This window comes from Blautia caecimuris, from assembly GCF_024622975.1.
Taxonomy (GTDB): Bacteria; Bacillota; Clostridia; order Lachnospirales; family Lachnospiraceae; genus Blautia_A; species Blautia_A caecimuris.
This window is the reverse complement of the sequence record NZ_JANJZT010000001.1, coordinates 261,796-284,692: the sequence shown is the minus strand read 5'-3', so window position 1 is coordinate 284,692 and position 22,897 is coordinate 261,796. Positions and strand designations below refer to the sequence as shown.

The window sequence follows — 22,897 nt, the reverse complement described above, 5'->3', positions numbered from 1 at the left end:
TTAGTCCTTCTCTTCCTCAAATATCATGGTATAGGCAGGCATCTGAAAAGTGCCGTCCGTACAATTCAGAGTACAGTATTCCTGCACATCCGCCTGTTCAATGTAATAAATCTGGCCTTCTTCCGTCTTTGCCCTGTGATCCTTCCTTTCCAGTGCTTTTGACAGCCATAAAAGAAAAATATCTCTTACCTGAGGCTCAATTTCCGGAAGAGAGGCAAACTCCAGACAATTATCTTTAATATAGCTTTTCAGCAGTTTTCTTTCCTGCTCCAGTCTTTTTATTTCTGACGCACGCATTTCTTCTTTTTCTTTTGAATGATCACGAATTCCTGTTCTCTTTGCCTTTTCCCGATAGGTACGGATTCTTGGAGTCAGTGTAATCACACCGGGAGCTTCTTCGTATACGCCGCTGTTAATGCTGTCTGTTTCTCTTTGTAAATTCCCTTTTAAATGAAAAGGCTTCTCTATGCCAAATACAACAGCAGCCAGTCTGTGGGCCTGCTGAATATCCCTGCACTCATGAAAAATACGGGCTACTTTTTTGTATTCTTCCCTGCGGTTGGAGCCCTGACTGCTCATCTCACTGATTCGCGCAGCATATCTGGTGATTTTACGGATAATTTCATTTGTGGTATCAAATACCTTCCCAGCCTCAGACTCCGCCCCGTCTTTTCCGGAAAACCATTCCACGATACTCTCCCAGCGACCCTGATTCTTATCAAAAATCATCTGCTCATCTATCTCAACATCCATCCGGGGAATAGAAAGCTCATAGGCCGTAGCTTTTTCCAAAATCTGATGCACAGTTTCTCTGTCCATATTCCGAAGCTTCTGTTCAATTGCAGATACGTTTGCCTGAAGCCCTTTTACAAATGACCGCAGATACTCGATCAGCCTGTCCTTAAACAGAAGAAATTCCCTGGTCTTCATCATTTCCTCTGCTTTAACACTGTTCAGTTCACGCATATAGTCCTGATAATTCTGATTCAGACGGATAAAATCATTATTCAGATCATTCCACCATCCATAAAGCTTTTCCTCATTCCGGGAAGCCATTTCTTCCATTTTCTCAAGACTGATCCGCAGTCTCTCCAACAGAGTTGGTTCCAGAGAAGAACCTTCAATAAACAGGTTTTCCACCCGTATTACCATTCGTTCTACTTCTACTGCTGTCTCTGAAAGCTGATAACGAAATTTTTTATTTTTGAACTCCTCAATACTGCTGACCTTTCTGGTATCCTGAATTGTTACCAGGTTTCCCCATGATGCCAAAGCCGCCAGATCCTGCTGACACTGTATCATTGTATATTCTGCAAAAGAAGGATCCTCTTTCAGCTCTTCGAATACCTCCTCCTGATACAGCCAGTATTTCAGTTTTTCGTATTTTAAATAAAAAAGCCGGATGATCGGGCGATATCTTTCTGTGTTTTCTACATTCAGATATTTTGCCTCCATCATCGGCTTTCTCATTTTTTCCTGAATTTTCATTATATTTTCCTCGGGTGTGTCATTTCAATTTTCCCACTTTTGTTACCTTTTTATGATAGCATACAGACAACAGAGGTTCAAGAATTTTTCTAAAATCCTTTTTCATATAATCTCAGTTTGGATACTGCTAAAAACCAGCGCTTCCTTGACAATTCCTGATACTTTTCAGTATAATTTAGTGTAGTAAACTACAAGAGAATTAAACTAATAAACAAGCGAGGTTTTACATATGAGCGCCACTTCCTCAAAAACACTTCTCACAGAAGGACCGATCTGGAAAAGGATGACTGCTTTTGCCATTCCTATTTTTCTGGGCAATCTTTTTCAGCAGCTTTACAATACTGCTGATTCTCTGATCGTAGGAAATTTTCTGGGCAGCAATGCCCTGGCCGCTGTCAGTTCCTCCGGAAGTCTTATTTTTCTTCTGGTAGGATTTTTTAATGGAATCGCCATTGGAGCCGGAGTAGTAATTGCCCGTTACTTTGGGGCAAGACAGACAAAGGATCTGCAGAAAGCCATCCACACCACCATAGGCTTTGGGCTGATCTCAGGGGTTCTCCTGACGATTCTGGGTATTCTTCTTGCGCCAAAAATCCTGGTTCTGATGAAGACTCCCACAGACGTACTCCCCAATTCCATCCGGTATTTCCGGATCTATTTCCTGGGCTCTGTAGCTTTTGTCCTCTATAATAATTTTGTGGGTATCCTGCAGTCTGTAGGCGACAGCAAACATCCTCTGTACTATCTGATATTTTCCTCTCTGGTAAATATCTGTCTGGATCTTTTATTTGTAGGCGTTTTCCACATGGGTGTAGGAGCTGCAGCCGCTGCCACGATCATTTCCCAGTTTGTCAGCGCCTTCCTCTGCCTGAACCGACTGACAAGGAAAAGTCCGGAGGAATACCAGGTATCTCTTGGTAAAATCCAGCTGGATCCCGCCATGCTCCGCCAAATCATTTCCAACGGACTTCCGGCAGGCATTCAGAATTCCATTATTTCTCTGGCAAATGTGGTTGTCCAGTCTAATATCAACAGCTTTGGCAAACTGGCAGTAGCCGGATGCGGCTCCTATTCCAAGGTAGAAGGGTTTGGTTTTCTTCCGATCACCTGCTTTTCTATGTCTCTGACTACCTTTATCAGCCAGAATCTTGGGGCCAAAAAGTATGACAGAGCAAAAAAAGGCGCCCGCTTCGGTATTATCTGCAGTCTTATTATGGCAGAGTGCATAGGAATCATCATTTATTTTGCCTCCCCTGTGCTGATTGCAGCCTTTAACAGTGATCCGGATGTGGTAGCCTTTGGAGTACAGCAGGCTCGTACAGTGACTCTGTTCTATTTCCTGCTGGCATTTTCTCATTGTCTGGCAGGCCTTCTCCGGGGAGCCGGAAAATCCATCATCCCCATGTTTGTCATGATGATCTGCTGGTGTATCATCCGGGTAAGCTATATTACCATTATCGTAAAGCTGATCCCCTCTATCCAGGTAATCTTCTGGGCTTATCCTCTGACCTGGACACTAAGCTCCATTGTATTTCTGATTTTTTATCTGAAATCAGACTGGCTGCATTTTAATTCCCGTGGGTAAAAAGCAGCTGCCGCACGAATATTTCGTACAGCAGCTGCTTTTTCAAACCATTCTTCTGCGACACGCACGTTTCTTAAAGTAACTGCTGCCTGTCCCAAGTACACATAAAAGAACTATATATATCCCCATTGCAGCGGTGACCATCTGTTTCTCCGGCATCCGAAGCAGCATTTCCGGAAGAAGCAGGGACCAGATATTTGCACCCATATGAAGCAGAACACTTGCCCACAGGCTTCCTGTGATCTCCAGGAAATACGCAAATACAAATCCCAGGATTCCTGCATAAACAGCCTGGGTAAGATTCATGTGATAAACACCAAAAAATACTCCTGATATCACTGCCGCCGTTGCCACCCTGGTATAATCTCTCAGCCTCAGGTAGATCAGCCAGCGAAAAACAATCTCCTCTGCAAGCGGCGCGATCACTCCCATCCAGAAGATGAGCATAAACAAGCTTTTTCCATTTGTGATCTGTGCCATATTTTCCTGATATTCCTGTACATTCAGAACATTTTGCAGCAAAGCCACCAGCATATTGGCAAATGTGGCAAGTGACGCTCCCAGCAGAAGTAAAAGGATTCCTTCTCCAGGCTTCAGCTTCTTTCCCGGCTGCTCCGGAATCACTCCCCTGGCAATTCTTGCACCTTTATCCTTCTGATAAAACCAGATACAGGGAACCATTGTCAGAAGCGCGGTAATTCCTGTCATCAAAATAGTCTGAGACTGATAAAATTCCAGTCCGTATCCCATTCTGTAACAAATTACTGCCAGAGCTGCATACCCTACGATCTGACTGATAAGAAAATGGATTCCGCAGGGGTAGAGTACCCTCCACACTTTTTTTAAAATACTCTGTTTATGCAGAGGGGTCAGCAGAAAAAATCAACAATTCCCTGTACGGAATCTACAATTTTTAAGGGCTGAGCCTGTTTCAGCTCCTGCTCCGTACCGTATCCATAGGCCACTGCAACACATTCAATCCCGGCCTTTCTGGCTCCGAACACATCATGCTCCTTGTCCCCTACCATGATAACTTCATCCCGATGCTCCTGCATATTCAGACGGTTAAGAACTTCCTCGATCACCTCTGCCTTGCCAGTTCTTTTTCCGCTCATTTCACTTCCCACAATCTCGCTGAAATATCTGGTCAGCCCGAAATGGTCCAGAATTTTTTTTACAAAATATTCCGGCTTGGAAGAGGCAACTGCAAGAATATATCCTTTTCCACACAATGTATCCAACATTTCCTCCACTCCAGGATAAGGCTGATTTTCGAAAATTCCAACTGTAGAATATCGCTCTCTGTAATATTCTACTGCTTTTATTCCGGTTTCCTCATCCAGTCCGGCATACTCCATAAACTGCTGCAAAAGAGGCGGCCCTACAAACACCTCCAGCTTTTTCAGATCATCCTCAGGTTTTCCCAGTTTCTCCAGTGCATACTGTACAGATTTTGTGATTCCTTCCCCGGATTCTGTCAGCGTGCCATCCAGATCAAATAAAATTACTTTATACATATGCGCCTCCGATTTTCAGAATTTTTATTTACTGCTATAAATGAGCAAATATCGAATTTTGCATAATAGAATCCGTAATATACGCACATAAAAGAAAGATTAAGCTCTATATATGCATCTTATAAAGATAAATTCATGATGATTTTGCGCACTTTTTCAAATTTACTCATTTATAGTTTACTGATTATCGGATAGTATATCATGATTTTCCCGGAACGTCCACGTAAATTCCGGCTTCCATTCCGTTATAAGAAAGAAACGCCAGCTCTGTCTGAAATACCTTTTCTGATGCCTTCTGTTCCTCTGGAATCTCCGGATAAATCCTGTTTTCCTCCTGAATCCATGCTGTTTCCTTTCCATTTACTCTCAATGACAAAATCTGAACGTTCCCGTTCCGTTTTATATTCAGAACCGGCTCTGACGTCGTTTTTATTGTGCCTTTCCAGTAAAGAACTTCCGGTACCGCATGCAGCTGATTCCGGAAACTTTCCGGTTCCTTATCTCTGTCATCTTTTTCTGTTTTCTCTGCCTGATATAAATCTGCCCCCATGTCTGACGCAATATCAGCGGAAGCGGTTGGAGAAACTGTTTCCACTGGCTGCTGCGTCCTGCAAGGCGGCATGTTCTGGAAACCTTCTGTTCCTGTCCGGTCCGACTCCCCTGTCTTGGACAGATTTTCCTGCAGCTCTTCCGCTTCACTCTGATTCCTTATTTCCTCCAAATATTCCGTATCTGTTTCTTCCATATTTTCCATGCTGTTTTCCCAGGCAGACACGCCCCCGCTTTCGGGCACAGTTTCCGGCTCTTCATAAATCTCCCCCTGCCAGCTTTCTTCTCCTGACCCAAACATATCCTCATATCCATTTTCCTCAGACTGCTGTTGTTCCCCAAAATCCTGGTCCCCGTCTCCCACTTCCCAGTCAGAGGGAATACCTGTGCTTTCTCCCGGAAGCGTCTCCACATGAAACCCTCCAAGATCCTGAGCAGCGCTTGTCTGTCTAATTGCTGTTACAAGTACAAGAACTGAGATTACTGACAGAAACTTTCTGTTTCCCGAGAAATCAGCCAGATATTTTTCCCCGACATGTTCTTTTTTCCTTAGGATATGTCTTTTTCTCTTTAGCGTATATTTATTCTTCATTCTATTTGAGATCATATTTCGTTTCCTCTCCTTTTAATACGGATAATTGTTTCAGATATTCTTTCCAGTGTTCTACGTCTTTTGCGTAATCAGAATCACTTTTTAAATCTTTTCTGTTTTTCATCAGCTTATATAATTCCACGCTTTCTGTTTCCCTTCCCTGCCTGATCAGAAATAACCCGTACAGAGAGTATTCTTTATTTCCTGCCTTTTCCCGGAGCATCTGTCTGTAATACCCTTCTGCCTTTGCCATATTTCCTTCCAGTTCACTGTTCTGAGCAAGAAGTGTAAGCACTTGCTGCTGTTGCTCCAAAGCATCATAAATCCTCAGAAATCTCTGCCCGGATTTTTCTATCTGACCTGTGATTATTTTTCTGATACCATTCCCGCCTGACCGAAAATCCATGGAATAATACCAGGCAGTAACCGGAGATATAGCAGTTTCCAATTCCTGCATTTCCAGTCTTTGCATTGTTTCTGTTGTCAGCGTCCCCATTATGACTGCAGTACAAAGAAAGCAACACAGTCCGACAGCCGCTCCCTTCCATACTTTCCAGGACAGAGGTTTTATTTTCTGCAATGCATTTTCTGCTTCCTCTGCTGATCTCCAGCGTTTTTCCGGCTGACTGAAGCAGCATTTTCTGATAAAAAATCCAAGCCCCGGAAACTGAAAAAAATATTGAAGCCTGCGCTTCTGGCACAGCTCATCTACAGTTTTTCCCAAAGCATAAAAGTCACTGGCAGGAACAATCCTCCCCTGATACTGCTCCGGAGCCGCATACCCCTCTGTTCCCAGACAATAAAAGCTCTGTCTTTCATATCCCAAAACTGCGCTTCCAAAGTCAACCAGATAAAGCCTTCCTGATTCCGTCAGCATCAGATTGTCCGGCTTCAAATCTCCGTAATAAACCGCCGGCTTTCTGGAATGCAGATATTTCAGAATTTGCAGCACCGTACCTGCAATGGACAGAATCTCCTCTCCGGAAAATATTCTTCCCTCGTTCAGATACTGTCCCAGAGATTTTCCCCTGATATACTCCATTACAAGATAACAATGATCATTCTGTTCTGTATAATCAATCATCTTCGGAAGAGAAGGATGCTCCAAAAGCCGAAAAAGCCCTGCCTCACGTTTTTTCTCAGCAGGAAGTTCCTTTACCGCCCGGTATATGCCAAGCTCCAGATCTCTTGCAAGATAAAGATCCCCCTCTCCACCCCTGCCGATCCTTTCCATAATACAATAACGCCCTTTTAAAATAATTCCGGTTAATTCGATACGATCTCCTCCTCTTTCCATGCGCACAAATTACATGTCTGATCTTTTCATATATCTTAATGAACAACTTTGAAAAAGTGCACAAAAATACTCACGAATCTGTCTTTATAACATACACATATACAGCCTGATCTTTCTTTTATGTCCGTATATTACGGATTCTATTGTGTAGAATTTGATATTTACTCATTTATAAAAAATAAAATGGGAACTTACCGGATGAACTCCGGAAAAAGAAATGTTGATGTTTGTATTATAGCACAAATTGTTCTTTTCAATTCTTAAATTTCTATAAAACATACACCAAAACTCCAGTCAGTGAAATGTTATCACTGACCGGAGAAATGATTGTACCTGATTTTTTACAGAAACAGCCGGACATCAGCAGGATTCATTCCCCGCCTTATAGTATTCCGGAATTTTTTACTTTTCTTGATCAGACAGATATTTCCCTTTCAATATCCATTAAATAAATTCTTGCATTCAGATGATGGGGATCAAGTTTTAAGGTATCTTTGAAATACTGAGCTGCCTTTTCCATATTTTTCAGCCCCAGATTTCCAAGCCCCATAAGGTAATAGCAGTGAGCCTGATTCTTTCTGGTAAGATCCTCCTCAAAAATCTGAAGATCCGGATAGGATACTGCAAAGTAATCCATTTTTACTTCATCATAAATATGAGCCTCTCCATAACTGATCAGCTTCTGGAACCTTGATTTTGAGGGTGTGCTTTTTTTCAGTTTTTCCAGAGCCATTCCCTGATACATGATCATATCTGCAGGCTGGTCATAGTAGAACATCATTCCCGCAGGTTCATCTGTTCCTGTTGTTGCTTTTTCCAGAAGTTCCTCTGCGCATGCCTCCTTACCAAGAGCCGCCTTTGCCACAGCCAGATAATAATTGATATGGTTGTCCTTTGTTCCCTCAAGCTTTCCTTCTCCCAGATTCTCCGGATAAACAAGGGCTTTTTCCAAAAGCTCTTCTGCTTCCTCGTAATTTTTCTCTGCAAGGGCTCTTTTCGCCATTCCTACAAGAGCTGTGGTATACTGGGTAGTTGCTTTTCCTTCTCCGCCTTCCCATGGATGGAATTTTCTTCCCATCAGAAGCTCATAGGCGGTTTCGTATTCACCTGTAAAGTTTTTGAGAGTGATATATTCAATGAACAGATCGTCTCTCTTTACAAAGGTTTCTTTATGTTTCTCATAAAAAGCAAGTCTGTCCTCTGCAGACATTTTTAATTTCTTATACAGCTGGTCAAGCTCCAGGAATACTCTTGCATCGGAAGGATCCAGTGCAAACGCTTTTTCCAGAACAAGGCGGGCGCGGCTGGGATCATTGATTTTATTATAATATACAAGAGCAAGATTACGGAGAGTGGTCGGGTATTCCGGATCCAGCCCGGCAGCCTTTTCCCAGTTTTCCTGTGCTTCCTGATACTGACGCTTGTCATACCAGATATTTCCGAGATAGTAATAAGCTTTCGGACACTGCGGAGTTACTTTTGCCGCCATTTGCAGTACATGGATATCCTCCAGTCGATTTGGGAAACAGCAATAGGGGTCTGCTTTGTCTGCAAGACAGAACATCTCTTTTGCAGCCTCGATATCTCCCATCTTTTTAAGGGTAGCGCCGCGATAGTAGTAAAGCATCGGCCACTGTGCGTCACAGATATTCAGTATTTCCAGCGCTTCCTGATAAAATCCGCCTTCCATATAATCGATGGCTGCCTGGATAAAGTTCTGATGGAAGTTTCTCATTTTTGCTTTCAGAAGCTGTTTTCTGTTATTCTGTTCTTCCGGCTGTGACAAAAGAATTTCCTCATAGGAAGATACAAAATCAAAGCAGTCTATTTCAAGATTTTCTGCGATCCATTTTTCTGCCTGTTCTGTGCATCCCAGTTTTCGAAGAATTGATGCCTTCAGCCCTCTTGCCTTAATGTTATGACTGTTTTTGACCAGTCCTTTTTCCACAAGTTCCAGCGCAGAAAGATAGTCTTTTTTCATGGATGCAATGGCTGCCAGGAAATAGAATGACATTTCCTGCTGCTCATTTGTCCATGTTGCTTTAAAGAACGCATCATAGGCTTCCTCATATCTTCCCTGATAGAAAAGTGTAAGTCCCAGGTCATAATATGCTTCACTGTTATACGGATTTGGATTTTTCCAGGTCATGCGTTCCAACGCTTTTCGGAAATATGCTTCACTTTCTTTCAGCTGTCCCCGTCTGAACAGAAGCATTCCATAAGCAGTATTCAGACGGATGTCTCCTGCATCCCTTTTCAGTCCCTCCAGATAGTACGGATCCGGAAGATAGGTTGCATGTCTGTACTGTTCAATATGCTGACCTGTCAGATACAGTTCTTCGCAGGTAAGGATCTCTTCCGGAGCCTTTGCCGCCTCAGCAGGTTTCGGAAGCTCCGGTATATTTTCTTCCAGAGGTGTAAATTCTACCAGAACTCTTCCCTGTGCATTTAAAACACGGACAGTCAGTTCTGTTTTATCTTCTGTCTCAACAGAAAGCTCTTTTTCATAAATTCTGACAGGAGAAATATCGGCTGTATCGCAGAAAATTTCTTCTCCCCTTCTTTCCAGTACAATTCGGGCATCTTTTTCTTCTCCTGTTGTATAAACACAGAGAGATACCTTTCCATTTTCAACCTCCATATTGACCATGGCGTCAATGGAAGCATTTTTTACATATCCCACTTTTTTATAAGGCATAAAATACTGTTTGAAGGTCTTTTCCTCAAATGGCTTCAGCCAGGTAAAATCCGGCTGGTTATCTGTGTAAACTCCTGTCATAAGCTCAATGTACGGACCATCCTCATCTGTAAGATTGCGGTCCCATGCTTTTCCAAAATCACCGCAGCCCCAAGTCCACTGTTTTTTTCCAGGGGAAATATGATGATCTGCCACATGAAGAATACCGGCTTCTTTTCCGTAGTCATAGCCTCCCACAAAATCAAACTCTGACTTTTCCGCCATGTAGGAAGTCGGCACCGGGATATTTTTATATCTGGAAATATCTACACCTTCACTGTAGTCATGTTTATAATAAACTCCAGTGGCAATCGGGAATTTTGATACGTCTCTCTTGCCATGATCCATCACTGCATGGACATCCGGCGGAAATACAGACTGTGTATTGTCATTTACCGGAACTGCCGGATTTGCCCACCAAAGGAAAGTCTGAGGCATCGGAGTCCGGTTGTAAAGCTGTCCACGGATTTCAATATAGGCCTTGTCCGGATAAAGCGTAAAGGATGCAATTCCCTTTGTTCCGTACATCTGGTCCACATCATTGACCATAACAGTCCTGCTTCCGTCCTCGTGCTCAGAAACTGCATAATCTACAGGGAGATATGTAGTCGGTCTGTGATGCTGCGGCCAGTTAAACTCAATACCGCCGGAGATCCAGGGTCCGGTGAGTCCCACCAGAGCCGGTTTGATCACATGATTGTAGTATACAAAATCATAATCATTTGTTTTATCATAGGCTCTTAAAATCCTTCCTCCAAGCTGGGGCAGGATTGTAACACGAATATACTGATTCTCCAGGATCACAGCCTTCCATGCTTTGTCAATCTTTTCGTCCCGGATCTTTTCTGTAACAGGATACGGATAAACTCTTCCTGAACTTCCCTGATAAACACGTTTTTCAGAAAAAATAGGATTTTTTTCTGCTTCTCCTATTTCATATGTTGGAAGAATCAACTCTTCTTCCCAAACCTTTACCTCGTTCATAGTTACCTCCCATACATTTTTATTGCTTTGACTTTATGTTTTTGATATTATAATTATACCAGTCTTTTTCCTGTGAATCATTCATTTAACTTGCTTTAAAGTTTCAAAAAATTGCTCTATAATCTTATAAAATAAAAAGCAGAAAGGTGATCACCATGCGTTCAAAAGAAGCGAAAGTAAAAGAGCACTCTCACTATTATCTCTATCAGCCCAGCGCTACGGCTTCCAGGCTTTATCTTTATCCCATAGCTCTTGGATATTTTGAATACGAGACCGGATACTCTCTCTGGCGGAACAGCTACGACAGTTTTCTTCTTATGTATCTGATCAAAGGTTCCTGCCTGATCCAGTATCAGAATGAAGAACTTCGGGTCTCTTCCGGAAATTTTATCCTTCTGGACTGCTATCAGCCTCATGGATATCGTTTTGATGAAGATTCGGATGTCCTCTGGCTTCATTTTGACGGTCCTCTTGCCCGTTCCTACTATGAGCTGCTCTCTGTTCAGGGAATTGTTTTTTCCCCCTCCAATCCGTCTCCGGTTATCCACAATATGGAAAAACTTGTTGACCTTTTCAAAAAAGCAATGCCCATTAAAGAGTATATGGTATCAGACCGCATTACCCAGATTCTCAATGCGCTCCTGAATTCCCGTTCTCAGGCAAAAACCACCTTTTCCCATTCTGAGGTAATTGAAAATTCTCTGATCTACATCAGCAAGCATTTCAGCGAACATCTGACCATGGAGACACTGGCTGCCAATTCCAATATGAGCCTGTTTCATTTTACCCGGATCTTTTCCGCTGAAACCGGCTATACTCCATATCAGTATCTCATTGCAACACGGATCAATTCCGCCAAATATCTTTTACGCACACCGGATCTCCCCATAAAGGATATCGCTTTTTCCTCCGGTTTCAGCAGTGAAAGCAGTTTCTGCTCTACCTTTAAAAAATGGGAGCATATGACTCCCAGCCAGTTCCGTTCCAGCATTTTTTCAGATTCTTCTCTTTAAGCATAAAAAACCGACGGCAAAGACTATAAAAGAGTCTCAGCCATCGGTTTTTTCTTATCTGGTATAATATTCCTTTACGGCGTCAAAGAATGCCTGAATATTTTCAAGAGGTGCAGCCGGAGGAATATCGCATCCGCTGGAGATCACAAAGTTCGGATACTTTCCGCATCGATTTAAAAGCTCCAGCGTCTCTTTCCTGATTTTTTCCGGCGTGCCACTGCGAATCGTTCCTGCAGGATCGATGTTGCCGATCACTATACGGTCTTCCGGAATCACTTTCAGAACTTTTTCCACATCAACCGCATTTCCAATACTGTATGCCTGCATATCCAATGCCCGGATACGATCCAGAAGAGGAGAAATATTTCCACAATTGTGATACATAAAAATAAAGTTTTCATCTTCCACTGCTTCCCTTACCTTCTGTACATAGGGAGTAGAAAATTCATCCATCAGCGCGGGAGACAGAAGTCCCGCCGCCGGTTCTGCCATACAGATTCCATTGGCTCCCGCTTCTTTAAATGCCTTTGCATACTGGATCAAAAAAGCAGTTGCTTTTTCCAGTATCATTTCTACCATTTCCGGTTCATCAAAGCAGAGAAGCATAATTTCTGACATATCCAGAAGTCTTCCCGCAAGAGAATATGGTCCGATGATTCCGGCAAGAACCGGTTTATTCCTGATTCTTTCACATGCTTTGCGGATTCCCTCCACACATTCTCCGGTCCTTCCTGCCCCTACTTCAGGAATCTTCAGTGCTTCCGCTTCCTCTTCATCATGGATCAGGATCCCATGAACCGTAGGTACATCGTCTTCGCTGTAGCATACCGGCGCGCCAAAAGCCTCTGCCTCCACAGACAGATCCATAAGGCTGAATGCCGCACCTGTGTCAAAGCGTTCCGAGACAGCCTGCATACATTGCGCCTGCAGTTCTCCGCTTCTTACCAGCTGGTCTACTGTATGGCCAATGATCTGAACACCCGGGAAAGAAAGTATCGGCATGGCCTTCTTTTCTGGTGCATGAATATAGTCATAAGCCCATTGCTTCATATTTCTCTTCATAATAATTGCCCCCATTACCTGGATTTTCTCTTTTATTTACTCTCTACTGCTTTTTTTGCCACCTCTGCTGCTGACGCTGCATCCGGTGTATAATAATCCGCACCGATCTCTTCTGCAAATTCGTTGGTGATCGGCGCTCCCCCAATCATAACAATATACTTGTCACGAAGGTTCTTTTCTTTCAGAAGATCAATGACCTCTTTCATCTGTGACATCGTTGTGGATAAAAGGGCGGACAGTCCGATAATATCCGCATTGACTTCTTCTGCTTTTTCCAGAAATGCCTCTGCGCTGACGTCAACTCCCATATCATAGATTTCAAAACCGGCTCCCTTCAAAAGCATGGCAGTAAGATTCTTTCCGATATCGTGAAGATCTCCCTGTACAGTACCAATCACCACTCGTCCAATCGGCTCATTTCCCGCTTCCACCAGCTTTGGTTCCAGAATACTCAGACCCACATTCATAGCCCGGGCCGCCATCATGACGTCCGGTACAAAAACTTCCTCTCTTTTAAATTTTCCGCCAATGATGCTCATTCCTGACATCAGGCCTTCCTTCAGGATTATTTTGGGATCAATTCCCTCTTCCAGTGCCTGTTCGATCAGAGCCTTTACGTTTTTTCTTTTCCCTTTCTGTAAAAACTCGGATATTTCTTCTAAAATTGACATGCTGCTCCTCCTTTATCTATTACTGTTTAAGACCTGCGATATGTCCGGCATGCTTCTACATAAGCCAGTATGTTTTCAAGAGGCACTTCCGGTTCCAGCATATGTGTAGGCGCTACAAAAAGCCCGCCTTTTTCCCCTGCGATATCCAGGTTTTTCCACACAGCTTCTTTCACTTCTTCCGGTGTGCCTTTCGGCATTACTGTCTGTGTTCCGATGGTTCCATGGAAAGAGATTTTATCTCCGTATTTCTGATAAATTTCCCCAAAATCCATACACTCACTCTGAATCGGATTCAGCACATCTACACCTGCTTCGATAAGATGAGGAATCATAGGCTCTATAAATCCGCAGGAATGATAAAAGATAATGATCTCCGGATTAATCCGCTTTACTTCATCAATGATTTTTTTCAGTCTTGGCTTGATCCACCGGCAGTACAGTTCTTCGCTCATCATGATGGTATGCTGCATTCCGATATCATCGCCCAGAAACAGAACATCCACGCCTGCATTCGCGTAGGCTTTTGCACGTATCAGTGACAGCTCTGTTACCTTATCAAAAAGGAATTCCGCAATCTCATTTTCGTCACCCATATCACAGAACAATTCTTCCATACTTCTCATATACCAGGCACATTCCCATATCGTCATCTGCATATCGCCCAAAGCCACAAGATCCTGCTCTTTGATTTTTTTCACCTGCTCTGGCTGATGAGATCCGTCTGCATGTGCAAAATCCGGGAAGGGATATTCCATAACTTCTTCCAGAGTTTCCATATCTTCCATCGGATGGCGCATATAAGTCATATGCATGCTGTTGGGTGATTTTTCATGTCCTACTCCCCAGAGATCAATATCCGCTCCTTCCGCCAGCGGTCTTTCATAAAATTTCCTGAATTTCTCCACATCCTGGTCTGCAAGCTTCAGGTCGTCCACTCTGCGCCATGGAAATCCAAAGTATTCCTCATAATCCTCTGCTCCGAGCTTCTCTTTACACAGCTTCTGTAAATGTGGACAAAGTACAAATTCTACAGGTACATGTTCATAGCCCTGTCTGCGCAGCAGCGACAGAAAATTCTCCCGATTTGTCATTTCTTTTCCTCCTTGATCTGATTCTTTTTTTCAGGTTCAGAGCTTTGTCCTGGAAAGCCCTTTCGGTTCCTGTTTTTCCATAAATTTCTGTATTCCATAGGAGCCATATGTTCATGCTTCTGAAATACTCTGCAAAAATACTGCGAACTGCCAAATCCTGTATCCATGGCAATCTCTGTAACCGATTTGGTTGTAAACCACAAAAGTTCCTTTGCCTTTCCAAGCCGCAGGGTACAGATGTATTGCTGGCAGCTCATTCCTGTTTCCTGCTGAAAACATTTGCGGATGTAACGGGAACTGATTTCAAATCTTTCAGCGATCTCTTCAATACAGATATCGTTTCTCCAGTTCTCGTTGATGTACTGAATGATTTTATCAATTTTCTCTATTTTCCCTTTTTTCTGAGATCCCCTGTCAGCACAGCCTATTTTTTCGGAAAGTTCAATAAAAAGCTGAAAATATCCCAGCTGCACCAGCATTTCTCTGTTTGCATTATCTTTTTCATACCGCCGGATCCTGCAAAGGCTTTCCATATATTCACATACATCCTCGCACCCTCGAAGCCGGATATAGGGATTTTCCATACGAAAAAAGCACATTTCCTTTGCTTTTTCAGGAAGATTGATCACCTCAAATTCCAGCTGTGTGATTCTGCAGTTTTCTTTATCCTCCACAATAAACAAATGCTTTACTCCTGCATATACAATGATGCAGTCACCTCGCTTCAGTGGAACAAAAACGCCTTCCACTCCCATGATGCAGGATCCGCTGTTTATATAATTGATCTCAATTTCACAGTGTGTATGGGCTTCGTACCGATAGGCGGCCGGAAACCGGAATACTCCTGCGTTTCTGGTACGGATATCAAACGAATCACTGACAACCATTGATAAAATACTTTCTTTTATCCTGTTCATATGTTCCTCCGGATATGTTATTCTCTTTTTTCTATTTTAACATAATTCGGAATTATTTTTTATTAGTCTGATTCTTTTTCAGTGTATTTCTTTTCCCTGTTATACATTGATTTTAACACCAGAAATATAATATTACTTTCTCTTAACGGTATTTACCGGTTTATTATTTGTACATTTCGGAACACAGTTTTGTCAAAAAGAAAACTGTGCCGGAGATTCCCCCGGCACAGCCTTCTTTATTTCTTATGATCTGCCCTGCGGTCTGTCTCTTTATTCCGCGTAGCTTCCCATTTCTTCTTTGTAGTTTTCCGGTGTTACAACAACTGCGTCAACTGCGGTTTCCATCTCCGGCTCATTGCCTTCGATCATATCAAGAAGAACTTCTACAGAGCCTGCTCCAACCTGATCTGCGGAGAAGTATGCAGATGCTTTCACACAGGTACCGTCTGCACCTTTGTTGTTCCACTCATCTTTTGCCATATAAGCGCCAAGGCCTACTACACATGCATCTGCATCAAGTCCTGCACTCTCCAGCGCACGTGCCGCACCAATACATCCTTCTTCGTTGGCGCCTGTTACCAGCCATGTCTTGATCTGTGGATTTGCTGTGATAACTGCTGCTGCAGCGGTATTTCCTTTATCAGTTGTTCCGTCATAGTCTGCTTTAAATACGTTTGCCTCCGGGAAATCCGGGCACAGCTCTGTAAATTTATCAAGCTCGCCTTCTGCACGAGGAACACAGCTGGAAACCGTATCCATAGTCATAAGAAGAAGTCCTACATCCTCTTTTCCTACAAGTTCATTTTCATTTGCATAGTTTGCCAGCCATTCGCCGTTTGCAGCGCCAATGTTATAAGCGTCGATTCCTACCCATGGAGCAAGCTTATTTCCTTCTGCATCCTGAAGAGCATCATCTGCTGCTACGATCGGGATTCCAGCTTCTTCTGCTTTGTCAATCGCTGCCTGAGACATTGTCTGGTCCGGAATACAGGTTACGATACCGGAAGCCTTGTTTGCAATGGCATTGTCAATCGCTTTCAGGTATTCTTCCGGATTCATCTTTGCATCTACATATACAAATTCTCCGCCTGCTTCTTCGACTGCCTTCTGAGCTGCTGCACCCTCGTCGATAAACCATGTCTGATCGCCGGCTTTATAGATACCATAAACCACCAGTTTATCCTCAGCGCTTACAGTCACTGCACCTCCTGCCAGAACACCTGCTGTCATTGCTGCACATAATGCCACGCTCACCATTTTTCGTTTCATGTTTGTTCCTCCTTGCGTTTTTTCATTTTTATTTCCATCACACAGTTCGTGTGAAAGAGTTCCATTTCTTATTTCACATTCCTCATGCTTGCTTCCAGAAGTTCTTTTTCTCTTCTCTGCTTACGGATATAGTCGGATGTAAGAGCGAACAGAAGAAGGGCTCCTCTTGCCACATACTGCCAGAAAGTAGGCACGTTTACCATAATAAGTCCTGTGTTGAACGCCTGGATCAGAATTACTCCGAGTACTGTACCAAACATACTTCCCACGCCGCCGGCAAATGAAACACCGCCAAGAATAACTGCAGTAATAGCGTCAAACTCCAGGTTGATATTGGCTGCCGGCTGACCTGAATTCATACGGGCTGCAAAAATAATGCCGCCTAAAGAGGTCAGAACACCAATCAATATAAAGCACAGTGTAATGATTCTCTGTGGGTTCAGTCCGGCAAGACGTGCGGCTTCTGAACTGCCGCCAATGGCATATACGCTTCTTCCGAATTTTGTTCTTGCAAGAATAAATCCAAAAATCACAAATGCCAGAATCATCAGCCACACAGTAAGAGGAAGTCCCAGAAATCTTGCTTTTCCAAGAGCAATAAAGGTTTTATTACTGATGGCAATGGGTTTTCCATCACAGATGATATAGGCAAAGCCTCTGATCACAGACTGGGTTACCAAGGTGGCGATAAAGGCTTCCAGTTTAATCTTATTTACCATCCAGGCATTGAAAAGTCCTACGGCAACACCTGCAAGTAAAGTAATTACAATAGAAACTCCTGCAGGCATCCCAAAGGAAAGAAGGAGAGCAGCCAGAGTTCCGCTGAACGCTGCCAGAGAGCCTGGTGACAAGTCGTTCTGTCCTGCAATAATCAGATATGTATGTCCTACGGCAACAATTCCTACCAGGGATGCCGCTACAAGAAGGTTCACCATATTCTGCCAGGTAAGGAAATTCCTGTTCAGACAGGTAAACAATGCAAATACTACTACAATTGCTGCCAGCAGAATCAGTTTATCTCCGCCGATCAGATTTAACAGTTTATGTTCTTTTTTATTCTTCTGGTTGCTCATGTGTATCCTCCCCCATCATTCCAAGCTGCAGCAGCCGGTCTTCCGTTGCCTCTTCTCTCATTACCTCACCGGAAATCCTCAAAGATTTCATAACAATGATCCTGTCTGAAAGTCCGATAACCTCCGGAAGTTCCGATGAAATCAGGATCACGCCAAGCCCCTGTTTTGCAAACTGACAGATCATATTATAAAATTCCGATTTTGCACCTACGTCAATTCCCTTGGTCGGTTCATCCAGTATCAGTACCTTGGGATTTGTGGCAATTCCCCGGGCAACAATGCACTTCTGCTGATTTCCGCCAGAAAGCTCTACTATTTTTTTGTCCGGAGACGGTGTCTTAACCTTGAAATCACAAATCCCCTTATCTGCCGCTTCGTTTTCTTTTACAGGATTTATGATCCCTAACCGATTGGCATTCTGATCCATCAGTGCAATGTTGATGTTTCCGCTGACACTTAAATTGCTCAGGATTCCCTGCATTTTCCGGTCTTCCGGAACCAGGACGATACCATTGTCCATGGCTTCCTTAGGAGAACGGTTTTCGATTTTTTTGCCCTCCAGGAATATTTCTCCTGTTTTCCTCTTGTCTGCGCCAATAATTGCCCGCATCACTTCTGTACGGCCTGCACCTACCAGACCGGAAAATCCCAGAACCTCTCCTTTATGAAGAGTAAAGGATACTTCTTTTACATAGTCAGAAGAAACGTTTCTGACATCAAGAAGAACATCTCCGATTTCCTTTTCACGATCCAGATTATTAAAAATATCTCCCAGGTCACGGCCAACCATCATTTTGATCAGCTGCTGCTCCGGCACTTCTTTTGTCACTACCGTATCTATGTAATGTCCGTCCTTAAAAATCGCCACCTTGTCCGCAATCTGTTGGATTTCCTTCATACGATGGGATACATAAATAATGATCTTTCCCTGTTCTTTCAGCTTCTGGATCACTTCAAACAGACAGTCGATCTCCGCGTCGCTGAGACTTGCCGTAGGCTCGTCAAAGCAGATTACTTTCAGGTTTTCCCTGCTGTATGCTTTCATGATCTCCACCATCTGCTGATAGGCAATGCTCAGATCCTTTACCTTGGTGGTCGGCTGGATCGGAAGTCCAAAATCCCGGATGATCTCCGCAGCCATCTTATTCGCCTTGCCTGTATCGATCACGCCAAACCTGTTTGACGGCATACGTCCCAGATAAATATTTTCTGCCACACTCAGTTCCAGAAGAATCTGTCTCTCCTGATAGATCACGCTGATCCCTTCCTGAATTGCCTCATGAGGAGAGTGGAAATGTTTCTGGACTCCGTCCAGCAGGTATTCTCCCTTTGTAGGCTGATAATCACCGTTCAGCACCTTCAAAAGTGTGGATTTTCCGGCTCCGTTCTCACCTAAAAATGCCAGGACCTCACCGCCATATGCTTTAAAGCAGATATTGTCCAATGCCTTTACACCCGGGAAATACTTGGAGATACCTTTAAATTCCAATACACTGTTCATATCTCTTTCCTCCCTTGCTTTTCTCTGATATTGATTATAACCTTCCTCTTTTTCTTTTTCATTAGCTTAAATTGCTATGGAGTTTCAAATTCTTGCTATTTTATACATATTTACGGATTTCTCGCAAGTTATTTCTTCCATACTCGTTATTATACACAAATACCAAACTATCTTCTTATGTGTTTCGGAAATACCGCCAATATTTATTACATAATTCGGAATTTTTGTTTTCTGTTCTTAAGCATTTTGCACATTCCTCCTTGATTTTGAATCGAAATTACGTTATATTTAGTGAAAAAACAAGGAGTATTTATCATGAAGATTACTTTTTTGCACCGGTCTGCACAATATACGCTCTTATCTCTCACCTGCAAAGATTCTTTTCAGGTAACGCTTAATTCCATCGGCGCTTCTGTCCGTTCCGTCGGATATACAGATTCCGCAGATAAATTTAAAAATATTGCTTTGTCTTTTGCCTCTGATTCTGACTATACCGGAAACCCTCTGTATGCAGGCGCTACTCTTGGTCCCTGTGCCGGAAGAATCTCCGGAGGGTCGCTTTCCTTACCTAAAAAAAAATATTCCCTTACCAGAAATGAAAAGAACAGGCATTGCCTGCATAGCGGTATTCATAGTGTTTCCTTTATAAACTGGACTCTTGTTTCCATCCGGGAAGAAGATACCAGTGCCGAAGTGCTTTTTCAATGTACTCTTCCGGACGGATGTGACGGTTTTCCGGGGAATCGGACTTTTTCTGTTTCTTACCTGTTAAATGAAGCCCATGAGCTTACAGTCAGATATCGTGCGGTCTCTGATAAAACAACTTATTTTAATATGAGCAATCATTCTTATTTTAATTTATCCGGGAATTTTGAAGAAAGTGTTTATGACCATCTGCTTCAGATCCATGCAGATTCCTATATATATAATGATGATGAATTTATCCCTGAAGGTATTGCACCTGTAGAAAACAGTCCTTTTGCTTTTCGTAAGCCTGTTTCTCTGACTCGGCAAATGAAGGCTTTTCCGGATCATCCCCAGCTTACAGTCAGCCGTGGATATAATCACGCCTTTCTTTTAAATAAAAACAATGAGCTTCCTCAACTGGTCTTTACCAGTCCTGACAGCGCCAAAAAGCTTTTCATCTCTTCGGATGCTCCCTGCGTAGTTGTATATTCCGGAGGTTTTATCGAAAGCGGACTCCCTCTTTCCGGAAATCAGATTTCCTGTCCCGGTTGTGCTGCTGCCTTTGAATTTCAGGATTATCCCGATGCTCCCGGCAATCACGGCTTTCCTTTTCACTATACAGAAGCCGGAAAAGAATGGACGAGATACATCAAATATTCTTTTGTTTTTTCATGTTCTAGAGAAAATAAATAAAAAAAATAATTTTTTAAAAAAATTTCAAAAAAACATTTGACAACTACAATTCTATATGCTATCATATGTTTTGTTGATGAGGGAAACACCTCAGAGATTAATACAGGATATGCGATAGTGGCGTAGTTGGTAACGCGCGACCTTGCCAAGGTCGAGACCGCGGGTTCGAGCCCCGTCTATCGCTCTTGAAACCAGAACAGATATTGTTCTGGTTTTTTTATTTCCACAGAACCTCAAAACTGCCCTGCGGCCAGATTTCACATCCGGACCGCAGAGCAGTTTTTTATATATGTATCATGGCAAAAATTTTCATTACGGAATCTGTTATCATCCCAGTGTCATAAACGCATATCTGAGAACAAATACAATGGAAATAATCCATGTGAGGACCTTCACTTCTTTCGCTTTTCCTGTAAAAAGTTTTATCAGGCAATACATGATCAGGCCTACTGCAACACCGTTTGCAATTGAATATGTAAACGGCATAAACACAACTGTACAGAATGCAGGAAGCGCATTTGTCATATCACTGAAGTCCACATCCTTAATGTTGCTGAGCATAAGAATACCCACAAAGATCAGAGCCGGAACTGTTGCCGCTCCAGGGACAATCCCCACAACCGGGGCAAAGATAATGGAGCCAAGAAACAGAAGAGCTGTCACCAGGCTGGTCATTCCCGTTCTTCCCCCTGCAGCAATACCTGCGCTGGATTCTACTACTGTTGTTACCGTGGAGGTTCGAGGTTCCTACCATTGCTCCTGCAGCAGTTGAAATGGCATCGGACATCAGAGCTTCTTTCATGTGAATGATTTCACCGTCTTTGTCAATCATTCCCGACTGCTTTGCCGCACCCATCAAAGTTCCGATTGAATCAAACATGTTTACAAGAGAAAAGCTTACCACCAGCATTGCCACTGTAAGACATGTATCTACAGGATTTTTTCCTGAGAACATGCCGCCAAAATCCATGTTCAGGAAAGAAACCTCTGCAAAGTCACTGAATTTTGCCCCAATATTCATATCAAATGCAGACAGTTTCGTAACCCCCAGAGGGATTCCCGCAATTGTAGCAGCCGCAATTCCAAACAATATGGAGCCTTTTACATTGCGTGAATGAAGAACTCCGATTACAATCAATCCAATCAGCGCTACCAGCGCCCCACAGATCATAGTAACATTTCCATCCTCGCTTCTCCACTGCGCAAAATCAACCATGCTTACCAGAGTAGACGGATTACTTACTACCAGTCCTGCATTTTTCAGCCCGATAATAGTAATAAACAGTCCTATACCCGGGGTAATTGCAAGCTTCACTGCATCCGGTATCGAACGGATAATCGCCTCTCTCAATCCCACTGCTGTAATCACAATAAAGAAAATTCCAGAGATAAATACGATTACAAGCGCCTCATTGTAGGAATATCCCATTCCCAGCACAACCGTATATGCAAAAAATGCATTCAGTCCCATACCAAGCGCCTGGGCAAATGGAACCTTTGCATATAACGAACATAAAATCGTACCAATAAATGCGCCGATACAGGTTCCGATAAATACACCATTTGAAATTTTTTCTGCCATTGCCCCATCGCCCATAATCATATACGGATCTGCCAGGATCTGCGGATTCAGGATAAGAATATATGCAATTGTAATAAAAGTCGTTACTCCTGCAAGTATTTCAATCCGCATCGTAGAGCCATTTTTTGAAATCCCAAAAAAACGTTCAAAAAAACCATCCTTTTTTTCCATTACTACATAGTCCTCTCTTTCAAAAAATTTCTGCTGCCTTGTGTCTTTGAATATTTCTGCCTGCAACAGTCATATCATACGCCAACCCCGGCCGCGGCTTTTTTGAGGCTGCTCTTTTTCTGATCTCTTTATCCGGATGAGGATTTTCGGCAATAAAAAAAGAGAGACCACACAAGATTATGTAGTCAACTCTTTACGGTAGTTGGTAGAAACACTGGGCCAATCCCCAGCATATACATAATTAGCAGTGCTATATTCAGCTAAAAATATTATAGCATCCTAAATATTTTTGGTCTATTGATAAACTACACAATTTTCTCGTTGTGTTTTATGCACTTTTACCAACTATTATCATTTATTCTTTTTATTTTACATATTTTATACAAAATCATTTTATGTTTTTCTATGCTATTTTCTT

The 22,897-nt window shown here is 42.8% G+C and carries 16 protein-coding genes, 1 tRNA gene, 2 pseudogenes and 1 riboswitch; of the genes and pseudogenes, 5 read left to right on the top strand and 14 right to left on the bottom strand.

All coding sequences use genetic code 11. The features are described from left to right. Positions 1–1,488, bottom strand: coding sequence for a TIGR02677 family protein (locus NSA57_RS01305; protein ID WP_257463765.1), 1,488 nt, complete (start codon positions 1,486–1,488; stop codon positions 1–3). A gap of 229 nt (positions 1,489–1,717) precedes the next feature. On the opposite strand from NSA57_RS01305, the gene NSA57_RS01300 reads away from it, so the two are divergent. Beyond that, entirely contained in the window at positions 1,718–3,073 is a 1,356-nt protein-coding gene (locus tag NSA57_RS01300; RefSeq protein ID WP_257463764.1) for an MATE family efflux transporter, read from the top strand. A 42-nt stretch (positions 3,074–3,115) separates the two neighbouring features. Here the strand turns inward: NSA57_RS01300 and NSA57_RS01295 are convergent, their stop codons facing one another. The 5 genes from NSA57_RS01295 to NSA57_RS01275 form a co-directional block, all read right to left on the bottom strand. Then, the gene (locus NSA57_RS01295; protein WP_257463763.1) at positions 3,116–3,910 is read right to left on the bottom strand and encodes a CPBP family intramembrane glutamic endopeptidase; all 795 of its coding nucleotides are present in this window, start codon (positions 3,908–3,910) and stop codon (positions 3,116–3,118) included. Positions 3,911–3,942: 32 nt separating this feature from the next. Next, positions 3,943–4,590, bottom strand: a complete 648-nt coding sequence (locus tag NSA57_RS01290) for an HAD-IA family hydrolase (protein WP_257463762.1) — start codon at positions 4,588–4,590, stop codon at positions 3,943–3,945. A gap of 199 nt (positions 4,591–4,789) precedes the next feature. Beyond that, complete coding sequence (locus NSA57_RS01285) at positions 4,790–5,746, bottom strand: hypothetical protein (protein WP_257463761.1); 957 nt, start codon at positions 5,744–5,746, stop codon at positions 4,790–4,792. Continuing rightward, positions 5,733–7,028 carry a serine/threonine protein kinase gene (locus tag NSA57_RS01280; protein WP_257463760.1) on the bottom strand — a complete coding sequence of 432 codons (1,296 nt, stop codon included), beginning with the start codon at positions 7,026–7,028 and terminating at the stop codon, positions 5,733–5,735. The genes NSA57_RS01285 and NSA57_RS01280 overlap by 14 nt, the downstream gene beginning before the upstream one ends. 415 nt (positions 7,029–7,443) lie before the next feature. Beyond that, a complete protein-coding gene (locus tag NSA57_RS01275) occupies positions 7,444–10,749 on the bottom strand; it encodes a tetratricopeptide repeat protein (RefSeq protein WP_257463759.1) in 3,306 nt (1,101 codons plus the stop codon). A gap of 155 nt (positions 10,750–10,904) precedes the next feature. On the opposite strand from NSA57_RS01275, the gene NSA57_RS01270 reads away from it, so the two are divergent. Continuing rightward, positions 10,905–11,762: a helix-turn-helix transcriptional regulator gene (locus NSA57_RS01270; RefSeq protein ID WP_257463758.1), complete on the top strand. Its 858-nt coding sequence runs from the start codon at positions 10,905–10,907 to the stop codon at positions 11,760–11,762. Positions 11,763–11,816: 54 nt separating this feature from the next. Here NSA57_RS01270 and NSA57_RS01265 read toward each other — a convergent pair whose 3' ends face one another. The 7 genes from NSA57_RS01265 to NSA57_RS01235 all read right to left on the bottom strand — a co-directional run bounded on the left by NSA57_RS01265 (position 11,817) and on the right by NSA57_RS01235 (position 19,346). Beyond that, a complete protein-coding gene (locus NSA57_RS01265; protein WP_257463757.1) occupies positions 11,817–12,824 on the bottom strand; it encodes a uroporphyrinogen decarboxylase family protein in 1,008 nt (335 codons plus the stop codon). A gap of 32 nt (positions 12,825–12,856) precedes the next feature. Beyond that, positions 12,857–13,495: a cobalamin B12-binding domain-containing protein gene (locus NSA57_RS01260; protein WP_257463756.1), complete on the bottom strand. Its 639-nt coding sequence runs from the start codon at positions 13,493–13,495 to the stop codon at positions 12,857–12,859. Positions 13,496–13,521: 26 nt separating this feature from the next. Continuing rightward, entirely contained in the window at positions 13,522–14,586 is a 1,065-nt protein-coding gene (locus tag NSA57_RS01255) for a uroporphyrinogen decarboxylase family protein (protein WP_257463755.1), read from the bottom strand. Then, the gene (locus NSA57_RS01250; RefSeq protein ID WP_257463754.1) at positions 14,583–15,503 is read right to left on the bottom strand and encodes an AraC family transcriptional regulator; all 921 of its coding nucleotides are present in this window, start codon (positions 15,501–15,503) and stop codon (positions 14,583–14,585) included. The genes NSA57_RS01255 and NSA57_RS01250 overlap by 4 nt, the downstream gene beginning before the upstream one ends. A gap of 270 nt (positions 15,504–15,773) precedes the next feature. Then, positions 15,774–16,772, bottom strand: coding sequence for an arabinose ABC transporter substrate-binding protein (locus tag NSA57_RS01245; protein ID WP_257463753.1), 999 nt, complete (start codon positions 16,770–16,772; stop codon positions 15,774–15,776). Positions 16,773–16,840: 68 nt separating this feature from the next. After that, complete coding sequence (locus NSA57_RS01240; protein ID WP_257463752.1) at positions 16,841–17,845, bottom strand: ABC transporter permease; 1,005 nt, start codon at positions 17,843–17,845, stop codon at positions 16,841–16,843. Further along, the gene (locus NSA57_RS01235) at positions 17,826–19,346 is read right to left on the bottom strand and encodes a sugar ABC transporter ATP-binding protein (RefSeq protein ID WP_257463751.1); all 1,521 of its coding nucleotides are present in this window, start codon (positions 19,344–19,346) and stop codon (positions 17,826–17,828) included. Before NSA57_RS01235 ends, NSA57_RS01240 begins: the two co-directional genes overlap by 20 nt. Before the next feature lie 315 nt (positions 19,347–19,661). On the opposite strand from NSA57_RS01235, the gene NSA57_RS01230 reads away from it, so the two are divergent. From NSA57_RS01230 to NSA57_RS19870, 3 genes and pseudogenes are all read left to right on the top strand, one after another. Beyond that, positions 19,662–20,726: an aldose epimerase family protein gene (locus NSA57_RS01230; RefSeq protein WP_257463750.1), complete on the top strand. Its 1,065-nt coding sequence runs from the start codon at positions 19,662–19,664 to the stop codon at positions 20,724–20,726. 111 nt (positions 20,727–20,837) lie between these two features. After that, positions 20,838–20,910: transfer RNA gene (locus NSA57_RS01225), tRNA-Gly, on the top strand. Positions 20,911–20,945: 35 nt separating this feature from the next. Continuing rightward, positions 20,946–21,089, top strand: a pseudogene (locus NSA57_RS19870) (hypothetical protein); the annotation flags it as partial. On the opposite strand, the pseudogene NSA57_RS01220 reads toward NSA57_RS19870, so the two are convergent. Next, a pseudogene (locus NSA57_RS01220) lies at positions 21,054–22,479 on the bottom strand (NCS2 family permease). The pseudogenes NSA57_RS19870 and NSA57_RS01220 overlap by 36 nt on opposite strands. A 162-nt stretch (positions 22,480–22,641) precedes the next feature. Next, positions 22,642–22,738, bottom strand: a riboswitch (purine riboswitch). Positions 22,739–22,897: the final 159 nt, after the last annotated feature.